Origin of the sequence: Bradyrhizobium sp. AUGA SZCCT0176, assembly GCF_018130145.1 — a bacterium.
Classification (GTDB): Bacteria; Pseudomonadota; Alphaproteobacteria; order Rhizobiales; family Xanthobacteraceae; genus Bradyrhizobium.
Window position 1 is genome coordinate 288,658 of record NZ_JAFCMB010000005.1, and the last position, 12,623, is coordinate 301,280.

The 12,623-nt window shown below is 63.7% G+C and carries 12 protein-coding genes; 5 read left to right on the forward strand and 7 right to left on the reverse strand.

Translation table 11 applies throughout. The features are described from left to right. Positions 1 to 3: 3 nt before the first annotated feature. A complete protein-coding gene (locus tag JQ600_RS15145; protein ID WP_212385601.1) occupies positions 4 to 432 on the reverse strand; it encodes a SufE family protein in 429 nt (142 codons plus the stop codon). Positions 433 to 534: 102 nt separating this feature from the next. Beyond that, positions 535 to 954, reverse strand: a complete 420-nt coding sequence (locus JQ600_RS15150; protein WP_212385599.1) for a DUF5330 domain-containing protein — start codon at positions 952 to 954, stop codon at positions 535 to 537. A gap of 435 nt (positions 955 to 1,389) precedes the next feature. Between JQ600_RS15150 and JQ600_RS15155 the strand changes: the two genes are divergently transcribed. Further along, positions 1,390 to 3,240 (forward strand): PAS domain-containing sensor histidine kinase, encoded by a 1,851-nt coding sequence (locus tag JQ600_RS15155; RefSeq protein ID WP_212385597.1) that lies wholly within the window; start codon positions 1,390 to 1,392, stop codon positions 3,238 to 3,240. Beyond that, on the forward strand, positions 3,233 to 3,979 hold the full coding sequence (locus JQ600_RS15160; RefSeq protein ID WP_212385595.1) for a peptidoglycan-binding domain-containing protein: 747 nt from the start codon (positions 3,233 to 3,235) through the stop codon (positions 3,977 to 3,979). Before JQ600_RS15155 ends, JQ600_RS15160 begins: the two co-directional genes overlap by 8 nt. Positions 3,980 to 3,987: 8 nt before the next feature. Here the strand turns inward: JQ600_RS15160 and JQ600_RS15165 are convergent, their stop codons facing one another. From JQ600_RS15165 to JQ600_RS15180, 4 genes are all read right to left on the reverse strand, one after another. Further along, positions 3,988 to 5,628, reverse strand: coding sequence for a hypothetical protein (locus tag JQ600_RS15165; RefSeq protein ID WP_212489972.1), 1,641 nt, complete (start codon positions 5,626 to 5,628; stop codon positions 3,988 to 3,990). A gap of 236 nt (positions 5,629 to 5,864) precedes the next feature. Then, the gene (locus tag JQ600_RS15170) at positions 5,865 to 6,947 is read right to left on the reverse strand and encodes a class I SAM-dependent methyltransferase (protein ID WP_212265401.1); all 1,083 of its coding nucleotides are present in this window, start codon (positions 6,945 to 6,947) and stop codon (positions 5,865 to 5,867) included. A gap of 28 nt (positions 6,948 to 6,975) precedes the next feature. After that, the gene (locus JQ600_RS15175; protein ID WP_212385591.1) at positions 6,976 to 9,087 is read right to left on the reverse strand and encodes an alpha/beta hydrolase; all 2,112 of its coding nucleotides are present in this window, start codon (positions 9,085 to 9,087) and stop codon (positions 6,976 to 6,978) included. Between the two features lie 9 nt (positions 9,088 to 9,096). Continuing rightward, positions 9,097 to 9,720: a TetR/AcrR family transcriptional regulator gene (locus tag JQ600_RS15180; protein ID WP_212265399.1), complete on the reverse strand. Its 624-nt coding sequence runs from the start codon at positions 9,718 to 9,720 to the stop codon at positions 9,097 to 9,099. Between the two features lie 285 nt (positions 9,721 to 10,005). Here JQ600_RS15180 and JQ600_RS15185 point away from each other — a divergent pair, with 285 nt between their 5' ends. Continuing rightward, entirely contained in the window at positions 10,006 to 10,350 is a 345-nt protein-coding gene (locus JQ600_RS15185; RefSeq protein ID WP_212265398.1) for a DUF1491 family protein, read from the forward strand. Positions 10,351 to 10,426: 76 nt separating this feature from the next. On the opposite strand, the gene JQ600_RS15190 is transcribed toward JQ600_RS15185, so the two are convergent. Beyond that, positions 10,427 to 11,401, reverse strand: coding sequence for a DUF2336 domain-containing protein (locus JQ600_RS15190; RefSeq protein ID WP_212265397.1), 975 nt, complete (start codon positions 11,399 to 11,401; stop codon positions 10,427 to 10,429). A gap of 240 nt (positions 11,402 to 11,641) precedes the next feature. On the opposite strand from JQ600_RS15190, the gene JQ600_RS36845 reads away from it, so the two are divergent. After that, positions 11,642 to 11,833, forward strand: a complete 192-nt coding sequence (locus tag JQ600_RS36845) for a hypothetical protein (RefSeq protein ID WP_249135897.1) — start codon at positions 11,642 to 11,644, stop codon at positions 11,831 to 11,833. 15 nt (positions 11,834 to 11,848) lie between these two features. Further along, entirely contained in the window at positions 11,849 to 12,622 is a 774-nt protein-coding gene (locus tag JQ600_RS15195; RefSeq protein WP_212385589.1) for a hypothetical protein, read from the forward strand. The last annotated feature ends 1 nt before the right edge of the window (position 12,623 follow it).

Sequence of the window (12,623 nt, forward strand, 5' to 3'; positions counted from 1 at the left end):
GCGTCAGGAAGCGGTGGCAAGCGCCTCGCGCGCATCGGAGCGGATGCGCTCGACCATCGAGCGCAGGCCGTTGGAGCGCTGCGGCGTCAGATGCTCGCGAAATCCGAGTTCGTCGAACAGGGCAATCGCATCCGTCGACAGGATCTGCTGCGGCGTGTGCCCGGAATAGAGCGTTAGCAGGATCGCAATCAGGCCGCGCACGATGTGGGCGTCGCTGTCGCCGAGGTAGTTCAGGCGCGGTTCGCTGTTGCCGCTGCGGTCGAGCTGCTTCGAGAGCCAGACCTGGCTGGCGCAGCCGTTGACCTTGTTGGCCGTGGAATGCTCGGCTTCCGGCATCGGCGCAAGCGTGCGCCCGAGTTCGATGACGTACCGATAACGGTCGTCCCACTCGTCCAGCAGCTCAAAATTTTCCCTGATCTCGTCGATCGTCATCGTGGCCCGCGTCCCGTGTTCCACCGTCTATATAGGATGCGGGCGGAGCGAAAGCGACGAAAATGGAACCGGTTCCGGGCCTATTTTCCAGCCATTATTCCGTCAATGCACAGACGTGCCGCGCCACTCGGCTGCGAGATCCTCTTGCGTGAGCGTATCGCGCGGCGCGGTGGCCGCCAATGTGGCTTCGTCGCCGCCCGGGCCGTCGATCGAGCCGGTGTGGTCGGGGGCTTTCTTGTCGGGCTTATCGGGCTTATCGGGCTTGTCGGTGATGATCTGATACAGCTTGCGCGCGCCGTCCTGCGCGCGCTGGCCGATCACGGTCGCGGCCTGGCCGCCGACTTCACAGGCCGCCGGCTGGCGCTTGCAGAACTGCCCCATGTCGGAGACGGCCGCGGTCGCGGCCGATACGGCTTCGGAGGCGCCGATCTGCGGCAGCTTGTCCGATTCAGGCGTCTTTTCTCTGGGCAGCAGCACGAGCACCAGTCCGAGCCAGAACACCATGCGAAGCAGAAAGAACATCTCGCGACCCCGGTCGTTTCTTTTGGTCCTGTTGCGGTTATGTCCGCAGGTTTACTCCTGACTATCAGCCGTCGATAAATCGCAAGTGTTTGCATTGAAGTAAATTCGCCGAAAATTCGCTGAAAATTCCAATGATTTGATTCGACGTAAATTTTCGATTGATATTCGCGAACACAAAAAAGTGGGCGTGCCGGGGCCGTCCACCATTTCGAAACCATAGATTGATTGCGCCGGAAACCTGTCGTTCACCATCCGCGTCGAATGAGCGTTCCGTAACGGGTTAAAGCTCCGCGAATGCACGGTGTTTGCCGCCCGGCCGCCGTGCCTTAGCGTTCGCTTAAGTTCGCTCTGACACGGTGGGCCAAAGATAAAGGGGGCGTTCCGGCGCGTCTGCAAAGCCAACCTGCCAGACGAACAAGCCGAAGCGCAAAAGCCGTGAGTGTTTTGAGTATCATCCGCGATTGTCTCGATGCGCTGCTGCATCCGTCCGCACGATATGATGCGCTGACGCGCGCGCGGCATCGCGCCTTTATGGCGCCGCGGCTGCTCGGCAGCCTCGCCGCCTTTGCGGCATTCCCGGTCTACCTGGCGATGCGCGGTGCGCCCACGGCCATCGAGGTTGCGGCTTTTGCCTGGCTGATCGCACCCATCCTGCTGTCATGGTTCCTGTCGCGCACCGGTCGTTACGACGGCGCGCATATTCTGTCGTCGCTGGCGCTGGCCGGTCTCGTCATGATGGTCGCCGCGACGACCGGAGGCATTGAGTCCTTTGCCGCGGTCGGGCTGGTCGTGGTTCCGCTTGAGGCCGCGCTCTCGGCCTCGCGCCGCGTCGTCGCGTTTGCCTCGGCGCTGGCGTTGTCCTGCGCCGCGCTATTGATTGCCCTCGGGCATTTCGACCTGTTGCCGGTGGTGGAGCCGAACGCGGCGTTGCGTAGCGTCCTGATGGCGGTTGGAATAGCAGCGGCGACGCTCTATGCCGTCGGTCTCGCCTTTGGCTCGGAATCGCTGGCGCGTACCAGCGTCGCGCTGCTCAGTGTCGAGGAAGACCGCTACCGCCTGCTGGCGCTTAACATGAGCGACGTGATTTCACGCCACAGCCGCAACGGCGCGGTGCAGTTCATTTCGCCCGCCGCGGAAACCATGCTGGGCGCTTCAGTCACGCGGCTTGCAGGTCACGGCCTGTTCGACCGCGTCCATGTGGCCGATCGTCCGGCCTATCTGACCGCATTGTCGGACGCCGCGCGTGGCGGCGAGGCGCGCAGCGTCGAGTTCCGGCTGCGGCGCGATGTCGCCCGCGGCCAGAGCAACTCCGATTTCATCTGGGTCGAGATGCGCTGCCGGCCGCTCGAGCATGCCTCGCCCGAGGCCGAAGTCGTCGCCGTGATGCGCGACGTCACCGACCGCAAGATGCAGGAGCAGGCGCTGGAGTTGGCGCGTACCGCCGCCGAACGGGCGGATGCGTCCAAAACGCGTTTCCTCGCCACCATGAGCCATGAACTGCGCACGCCGCTCAACGCCATCATCGGGTTCTCCGAGATGATCGTTCAGGAAGATGTGCTGATGATCGACGCGGCGCGCCGCAAGGAATATGCGCAGCTGATCAACGATTCCGGGCAGCATCTGTTATCGGTCGTCAACGGCATTCTCGACATGTCGAAGATGGAGTCCGGCAATTTCGAGATTTCGCCCGAGCCATTCGCGCCGCGCGCCGCATTGCTGCATTGCTGCAACCTGCTGGCCCTGAAAGCGCGCGAAAACGGCGTCGATCTCGTCACCCGTGCGCCGGAAGATCTGCCCATGATGACGGGCGATCCACGCGCCTTCAAACAGATCGTGCTGAATCTGGTCGCCAACGCCGTCAAGTTCACCGAGCGCGGCGGCAATGTCACGGTCTCGGCTGCGGTCGAGGGCTCGCGCCTGATGCTTCGCGTTACCGACACCGGGGTCGGCATCGCACCCGACGATCTCAAGCGGATCGGCGATCCGTTCTTCCAGGCCGGCAAGACCTATCAGCGCAAGCACGAAGGCACCGGCCTCGGGCTGTCGATCGTGAAGGGCCTGGTCGGATTGCACCATGGCGAGGTGAATGTGCAGAGCAAGGTCGATGAGGGAACCACGGTAACCGTGGTCTTGCCGCTTGCCTTCGCGCCGTCGGCAGTGGAATTGAATTCGCCTTCGAGCCAAGTATCTTCGAGCCAAGCACCTTCGAGCAATGTCGCGACGCTGAAGCCGGCGCTGCGATCAGGATTACAAGACCAAGCCCATCAGGTGAAGAAAAGTGCCTAAGCGAACGATCGAGGACGACGAGATGCCGCGCCGCCGCCGTGGCGCGAAAGTGGTTGCAGTCGACGCGGAAGAAGAGCGTGGATTTGTGATGCGCATGCTCTTGCACAGTCCGAAGGACATGCTGGCCGGCGCGCTGGCCGTTGCCGCCATCGGCGCCATCCTCACCAACGCCTTGTTTCTGCAGGCCGGTCGTCATCCGTCGCCGATGTTCGGTTCGGTCGTGACGTTGCCGGTGCCCGCGGTTGCGAATCCGCTGCCCCGTCCGCGCCCGGTTGAACTCGCGGCGCGTTCCGCCGAGCCTCCGGAACCGAAACCCGTCGAGGCCAAACCCGCCGAGAGCAGGAACGTGGATCCCAAATCCGCTGACCCCAAAAACACTGACCCCATGACCAATCTGGTGGTCAGATCGACCGGTTCGGCTCCCGCTGCAGCTTCCAGCATTGCCCTTCCGGCGGCCAAGCCGGCCGGGTCCGCTCCGGCCACGACAGCCCATGTCGTGAGGCCGCCGGCGCCGATTCCGGCCTCCGCGCAATCCGCGGGCGCGCGCCGCGTGGCGTTAGTGCAGCGCGCGCTGACCGAATACGGCTACGGCCAGTTGAAGCCGACCGGCGCCGTCGGTGCCGACACGCAGGCGGCAATCACGAAATTCGAGCGCGACCGCAAGCTGCCGGTGACCGGACAGATGTCCGACCGACTGGTGAAAGAGCTCACCGCAATGACCGGCCGTCCAATCGAGTAAGCTGGGCCTTACGACCCATCCAGCAGGATCTCGGTGACCTCGTCGGAGAATCGTTTTCTCCGCCCGTCGATCAAAATCCATTCCGAGCCGTCATGATCCGGCTTCGCGCGCGGCATGCCATGGTCGAGCAGGGCGCGCGCGCAGCCCGACCAGTCACCGCCTTCGACCGGCTCGTTGCAAGAGGCCCAGGAAAGCGAACCACAGGCATTGTCGCCGAAGCCATGTTGCTCGGTCCAGTCTGCCCCATGTTCGAGCAGGAACCGGGTCAATTCGGCGTCGCCACGAAACACCGCCAGATTGAGTGCTGACGCATTCCAGTCGCCGCCGCGCACCGCGATCGGCCAGCCGAGCCTGACCATCAGCCTTACCCCCACATCGTTGCCCTCGGCGGCAAGATCGGGCAGCAACCGCAACTGCGAGGCTGGCAGTGTTTCGGGAAGGTCGGGCCGCCTGGCGAGGATGCGCCGGGCCTCGACCTCATCGCCGCAGGCGCAGGCCGCAATGAACGCTTCCTCATCCGGAATGGGCTCGTGCGCAGCGCTCGCGTTCAAGAGATCGGCGACCTCGCGAAGGCCAAACTGCAAGGCGAGCCGGTAGGCGCTGACGCCATCAGGCGTCGCTGCCAACGGGTTTGCGCCTGCGTCCAGCAACGTCTCGATACACCGGCGGGATCGCCGCCGGCGGATCGCCCACAGCAGTGGCGAACCCCAGTCGGTCAAGGGTGAATTGCGCGCGGGCTCATTTGGATCGCCGCCGTGCTGAAGCAGCAGTTCAAGTGCGGCGACATTGTCGAAGTCGAGTGCATGGTAGATCGCGTTGCTGCCCGCGACATGCGCGCCACGCTCGAGCAGCAGGCGGGTACATGCAAACGTCTCCAGCGAGTGATAGAGGGACTCGCCGTCGTCAGGATCAGCGCCGGCGTCGAGCAACACTTTCGTGAGCTCGGGGTCATGGTTCGTTCCGGCGGCGCCATACAGCGCCGACAAGGGATTGCCGTCGTCAGGTTCGCTGATCGATGCCGGCGGCCAACGGTTGCCGATACGCTGGTTGGGATCGGCGCCTGCCGCCAGCAGCAAACGGGCACAGCGATGCAGACGCGCGCGGAATTCCGGAACGGACAACAGGCTGGAATGCGTGATGGCGACAAGCGGTGGCAAGCGTAGCGGTCCACCCGGACGGTTGACCCAAGCCGGGTCTTGCTGCGTGGCCTGTCGCAACGCATCTTCCGCGCCGATCGCACATGCCAGATAGGGGTTGCCCGAGACGAGATCGGGGTTTTCGGCCAGCATCCTGATGGCAACGCGCGGATTGGCGCGATTTGCCGTGCCATTGATGTCGCCGGCATAAACCAGTTGGAGCCAACGCAGGACACGTTCCTCGCGCTCGCTGCCGATGGCCGATTGCGCTTCCAGATAATGTCTCAGGTCCTGCCAGGAAGCGAAGCCGTAGTCGCGCGCCACGCACGATTGAGCGTCATGGAGCCGGAGATTCAAGGAAGCGATCTGATCGTCGTTCTGCCCCGCGGCTGCCGGAAGGGCACGGCGAAAGCGGGCAAAAGCGTCGCCATCACGCTGCCGGTAGAGACGGATCAGATCCTTGGCTTGCTTCTTGAGATGGTCGAGATTTAGTCGATCGGGCGATCGTTCCATTGGAAACCTCCGTGCAAGGATCGCCGATGGTCCGCAATACCGGCTGCTGCACAAAGGCTCTAGGTGCTGCTTGGAAGCTGCAAGTGGGTTCGACCCTTCCCGCGGACCCGGGTGCGGCTTGCACCGCAGGTTTGAGAATATGGTTGGTCCGCGCGACGGTCAACCCGCCGTATGTCGGCCGCAAGGATTCTTGCGGCCGGTAAACTTTGCCAGGCTTACAGCCGCCACGCTGGATACTAAGGCCTTGCCTCGAGGATCATGTTGAACGGCGTCTCGGTGGCACGACGCACGCTCTTGAAGCCACCCTTCAGAATGACTTCGCGGAGCCGTGCTTCGCCGGCCTGCGCGCCGAGGGCGGTGCCGACTTCCTGCGAGAGCGAGGTCGGCACGCAGATCATGGTCGATGCGGCATAGTACAAGCGTCCGACCGGGTTGAGGTTCTGCTCGAGACGATCGCCGGCTATCGGCTCGCAGATCATCCATGTCCCATCGTCCTTCAGGGATTGGCGGATGTGGGCGGCGGCTCCCGCCGGGTCGCCCATGTCGTGCAAGCAGTCGAAACAGGTCACGAGATCGTAGTCCTTGCCGGGATAGTCCTTGGCGAGGCCGACCTCGAAGCGCGTGTTGGCGGAAACGCCGTGGGTTTCGGCATGCGCCTTTGCATCCGCGATCGAACGGGGATGGAAGTCGTAGCCGACGAACCGGGACTTGGGAAAAGCCTTGGCCATCAGGACCGTCGACCAGCCGTGGCCGCAGCCGACGTCCGCGACCTCAGCGCCGGCCTCCAACTTCTTCATCACGTCACCTCCGAGAGCAGGAAGCCACGTCGATACGATGTTGTTGTGATAGCCGGGCCGGAAGAAGCGGGCCACCGCGCAGAACATGCAGCCGGCCTGATCGCCCCAGGCGACACCGCCACCGGACTTGAACGCGGCCTGAACTTTCGGCTGGTTCTCGAACATCGCCGCCATCAGATCGAAGCCGCCCATCAGATAGACCGGGCTGTCGGGAATAGCGAACACCATCGCCTGCTCGGGCGGCAGCGCGAATTTCGCCGAGGCAGGGTCGTAGGACAGATAGTTGGAACTTGCCTGATTGGACAGCCACTCGCGAAGGTATCGCGGATCGACCTTCGCGGTGCTGGCGAGTTCGGCTGAGGTCATCGGCCCATTGGTGTGTAGCGCCTTGTATAATCCTAGCGCATCGCCCATCCGTACCATGGCGACGCTGGACGCGCCCCCGAGGTCGCCCAGCATCTGGCCGACGAATGCGTTGAGTTTGCCTTCATCAATCCGGGTCGCTTGATTAACGCTCGACATAGCTACCTCCACTGACAATTGATTTCGGTTAGAACACATCCGCCAGCATGCGGGCGGCACGGACCGCACCGTCAGCTTCGACGGATTTGAATTTGGCCGGCGCGCGCAATGCAGCAACCATCGCTTCAGCGATCATGTCCGGCGTCGACGTCGCGAATGCCATGCGCGTGCCGGCGCCATAGCGATCGAGACGATGCGCGACGTGGAAATTCTGCTCGAAGTGGTTCTGGAGCGGAAAGTAGAGGAACGGCGTTCCGGCCGCGGTCAACTCCATGCAGGTGGTAAGGCCGCCCTGCACAAGGGCGAGATCGCACGCGGCGAGATGACGGTCGAGGTCGGGTACGAAGGCGCGCATCTCGACACCCTCTGGCGCGCCGAGCGAGGCCGGATCGATCCGCGGGCCCGCCACCACGATCATGCGCAACTCGGGCAGCCTGGCCCGCGCTATCGGATAGCTCTGCAGGATGCGTTTGATCAGGTGGGTGCCGACGGCGGATCCGCCGACCGTGACGATGCAGACGCGCTCGTCCGGCCGGTAGCCGAGGCGCTCGCGCAGCTCCGCGCGGCTGCCGAAAATATGCGGGTGTTCGCCGATGATGTAGCCGGCGAAATCGAAATGCCGCGGCACCCAGTCGCGCATCGCCGGCAGGTCCTTGCCGAACGACAACGGGACGATGTCTTCGGGGCTTCCGACGAAAATGGCGCGGTCGCGCACGCCGGGATGCCGCTCGATGTGTTCGATCATTTCGGCGTTGTAGTCGGTGGTCAGGAACGCCTCATGCTCGCCGCCCGACGGCATCGGCACATAGCCGACGAAGTCGGTGAACCAGGCGAGCCCGGCTTTCTTCAGCTCCGGGTGCTCGTGCCAGTAATGATCGATGTCCCAGGCCTCGTCGGCGATGACGAGATCGTAGCCTCCCTCGTCGACGGCATCCTGGAAAGTCATGAAGTTCGCGATCAGCACCTCGTCCATGTTGCGGAGGGCCTGGAAACAATGCAGGTCGTGCTCGCCCGACTCCATCTCGATATGCCTGGACTCGCTGGCCAGCCGCGCACTCAGCGGATGGACCCGTTCGCCGTTGGCCTCCAGCAGGCGCGTCACGGGATCCTGCGCCAGCCAATCGACCTCCAGTTCCGGATGCAGCTTGCGTAGCTCGCGCGCGATGGCGATATCGCGCCGTCCATGCCCGAGGCCGATCGGCGAGGAGAGATAGAGTGCGCGTTTGGCCTTCCTTGTCGTGTGGTTCGCTCGCGTTGCGGGGGCGGCGATGGCGAGCCTGCGAGCGAGGAAATCGACAATCAGGGTGTTGGTCTTTGCGGGAATGCGGCCGAGCGGGTTGTGACCGCCGCCCGGAATGGTCATCAGCTCCGCATTCATCACCTCGGCCAGCGATCTCGCGCGTGCATGGCGCTGGATCTGGTCGTTGTCGCCGTGAATAAGCAGCACGGGACAGCGGATCTTGCGATACATCGCTTCGCTGACATCGAAGCGCGGCGGGACCATCCGTGCGTCGACGGTGTTGATCAACACGGGACCGCTGGTCTCGCCCGCCCAGCCGATGCCGTCCTCGATCTGCTTGGTCGAGTGCGGCTCGGTATGGATGTTGCGAATGAAGTGTTCGGCGAAGTCGGGGTAATCCGCCAGCCAGTGCGCGCGGTTGAATTTATTCCAGCCGTCGAACCGTTCCTGTTTGGCATCGAAATGCTTGTTCGCCAAATGGGGATAGTTGGCGGGTCCGATGCTCGCTACCGTCCCGACCAGGATCGCGGCCTTCACACGATCAGGGTGATGCGCGGCCAGCACGCTGGCGAGCATGCCGCCAAACGACAGGCCAACGAGAATTGCCTTGCCCGCGCCGGTGGCGTCCATGACGGCAAGCAGATCGGCCACGTAATTGTCCAGCGAATAGCTCGTCACGTCCTCAGGGCGGTCCGACTTGCCGTTGCCGCGGCCGTCATAGGTGATGCAGCGGAAGCGTTCGCTGAAATACGGCAATTGCGCCTTGTAGATCCGCGAATGGACGATGCACCAGGGCGGCACGAACAGCATGGTTTCCGGGCCATTGCCGTAGATCTCGTAGTAGATCCTGACGCCGTCGCGATCGATAAAACCACTTTCGTCGGGCAATTTCGCACGCATCGCGTCACCTCATCGATTGGCTGCACCTTCGACGCTGCGAACGAGATCACCGACCCGTCGCAAGGACTGGCGTATCGGCGAGCCTTTCTTCTCGAAACCAAGCAGATAGAGGCTTTCTGCGCCGATGAACGCGTTGGCAGCAAAAGCTCCGACCTCCTCGGGCGTCAGCGGGCCGAGGCCGCCGAATTCGCGTTCAGCCTTGCGTGCCGCGCCGACGATGAGATCGACCCATCCCATGATCGCGGTGCGAACGACCTGCGCGACCGCCGGGTCGGACCAGCTCGCAGCAATCAGTTCCTGCAGCACGCGCACATAGCCGGAGGCGATGTCGTCATCGAGATAATCGCAGGCCCGGTCCCATTGCTCCGACAGTTTGAGACGAGTGTCGCCGAACATGGCGTTCTGGCGATCCAAAAGCTGCGCGTTCAAGTACTCGAACAGCGCCAGCACCATCCCTTGCTTGGATCCGAAATGATAATGGATCTGGCTCAACGGAACGCCGGCAGCCGCCGCGACGTCGCGGGTCGACAAGCCCGCGTAGCCGTTCTGGCGCAACACTTTCTTGGCGGCTTCGAGCAGCGTGGTGCTGGTCTCTGCCTTTTTCTCGATTTTTTTGGCCGCTGCGCGCGCCACGATGAAATCTCCCTGGTGCGATCGCGGGTCATCATAATTCGGTCGACCGACCGAGTCAAGATTCTTGCGTGGCTGCTCACGATCTTGTGCGCGCTCACGTGCGGCATGGGCCGGAGTTACCGTGGATCCATGACTGGGCGGGAACCGCGACTTGGAAACCGTTCCGGTTTTGACAAACGCTTGTCACGATCCCGTTGCGGATAACTCTGCCGACTGCGTGCGCAAGGGAACGCGCCTGGCCATGGCCTCTGGCGCCAGCCTGGACGCTGGCCTATCGTCGAACCCATGCGATTGAAATCGAGTATTTGGGTGGCGGCCTATCTGCGCCGTTGCCAAACCGAAGGCGTCTTCGGCGCCGTGCGCCGGCGCGGCGCGGAGGAAGCCGGTGCTGTGTTCGTCAAGGTGGCCCACCTCGACGGCAACGCCATGCTGTACGGGCCGGCGCCGCAGACCGTCTATGACGAGAGCCGGCCGACCGAGCGCCTGTTCGTGCCGGCGTCGCCGCAGCCGGTGCCTGAGCAATCGGTGGAAGAACGCCTTGTTAAGGAAATCAAGTTCGATCCCGACACCTGGATCGTCGAGACCGAAGACCGTGCAGGGCGGCATTTTCTCGATCTGGCGAAGGCCTGAGGCCGGCCCATTCTACTTTGCATGGGGTTGTTTTCGAGATTTTGTGTCCGGGCCCACCGGATCGTTATGCCGTCGTCTACCGCCCCGATCCGTCGGTGCCGGTGCGCACGATTGGTGCGCTTCCGGGCTGTACGGCAGGCCGTGTCTGGGATGCGGCGGAGCGGGCGCGGTTGCGCTCGTCGTCGTAGAGCGCGGCGCGGTATTTGGCGCGCGTGACCGCCATGGTCGAGCCGCGCCACGCCGCCAGCATGACCAGCGCGGAGCGTTCGGTCAGCCGGTCGTAGAGCCGCGACAGCCGGTAGACATGGTGCACGGAGACGCCGGATTCGGGATTGAGGAACATCAATATCCGCTGGAACGCCGCGCTCGGCATGTCGAGCGCACGGGCCGCGCAGGCCAGGGGCTCGCCACCGGGGTCATTCACCACCTGGGTGGCGATCCGCGCCGGCAGGATCAGCGCCTCGCCGATCTCCAGCGCGAAACTGTCGGCGTCCTCGGCAAACGCGGCCATCTCCAGCGTCTCGATCGCACGCTTGGCGCGCGCCGCCGGAATTCGCGCCGAGGCCTTCAGCGGCGTCTCGTTGAGATTGTGCAGGATCTGCGCGCGTTCGCTGGCATTGGCCGCAAAGAACATGTCGCTGATTTCGGCGGCATCGTTGGGCCGCATCGCCAGGCTGGAAGCCATTCGCAGTTCCGCTTCGGTCGGAACCCGGGGGGGCGCTTCGGGCGGGGCTTTGGCAATCGAAGGCGCGAGCGGCACCGTCTGGCCGGGATGGGCGCGCCGCAATCCGAGCTTGTTCATGATCTCGAGGGGGGTCGCCGGATAGATGGCAAGCCGGGCCCGCACGGCCGCGCGGGTGGCGTCGTCGACCTGGTCGATCAGCCGTGAAGTTAACTCGACGAACTGCCGCTCCTCGTCGGCGGAATGCGCGCTGGCCTGGACATAAAGGTCGGTCAGCACGCGCAGCAAGGTAGGGCGGATATCGACGCCCTCGCGGCGCGAGAGCGACATCAGCCCGTCGAAGCCCGGAAATAATGGTGCTGCGGTCATGTGAGGTATACGCGACTTGGAAATCCCTTGGCTGAACCTACGCGGGGCGCTTTAAGAGTTGGTTAAGGAAAATAACCCCTGAAAAAATGCCGGACTTTTGCGGGTGTTGCATTAACCACAGCGGCCGGCCGTCGGCGGGCCCCCAAGCGGCGATTAAGATGCCGTTAACCACGTTCTGTTCTGAATGATCGCATGTCGCCGGCCAAATCATGTCCGTGCGGCAATGAGAGAGAACGGAACATGGGCACCATCATTGAATTTCCGGCGGATGCAGCTACGCGGCGGCCCGCCCCTGATGGCGCTTCGGGCGAGGGCATGGGGACCGTACTGATCCTTCCGGTTATCCGGATCGAGCGTCCAACCGACGAGAACGGCGGACGCGGACCGGAAGAAGGTACAGCTCCCGGCCGCCGTCGCCGTCGGCGCCCCTGACAAGGGACATTTGAAATGCCGGAGCTGCGCCATCCGATCCGGACCGCCGGGTTTCGGTCACTCCCGGCTCTCATACTCATCCTGATTGGCTCGGCCCTCGGTGGCTGCAGCGGCGGCGATTTCGGCCGCACCCGCGCCGATTTCCGCAACGACGATATGCATCGCTGGCTGGGCGCGGAAGCGACCGGCAGCGTCGGGCTCAAGCCGTCGCATTTCCAGCTCACCGAAAACGAACGCCAGCTTCGCGATCTCGCCTATCCCCTGATCGAACCGCCGCTTTCGCGGCCAGCCTGGAAGAGCGTGTTCGGCGATTACCAGCCGCTGCCCTCGCCCTGGCGGCAGAAGGTCGTGTTCGATCGCACCACCTATGGACGCGCCTTGATCGACGAGCCGCACCGCTCGCATACCTCGCGCTATCAGCAATTGATCGAGGACGTGCGCAACGACATCACGCGGTTCGAGCCGTTCTTTGCCTCCGCCATCCGCGTGATCGAACTCGACCGCAAGCGCAGTGCCAGCCTGAAGATGGTCTCGGAGCTGTCGCCGCGCGAACAGGCCGACGCGGTCGCCCGCATGGAAGAGAACACACTGATCGTGCAATGGGTGCAGCAGTGCCTGGAGCGGAGGATCGCGTCCTATCGCTGGGCGCTGGAGCGGCTGGTGATCCAGGCGCCCGACACCATCGCCGCCGACGCCGACCGCCTGATCGGCGAACTCGCCGCCCAAACCGCCAACCCGCCGGTCGCCGCCAACCCCGTGATCGGGCGTGCGGTCACGGTGAAGGGCTAAT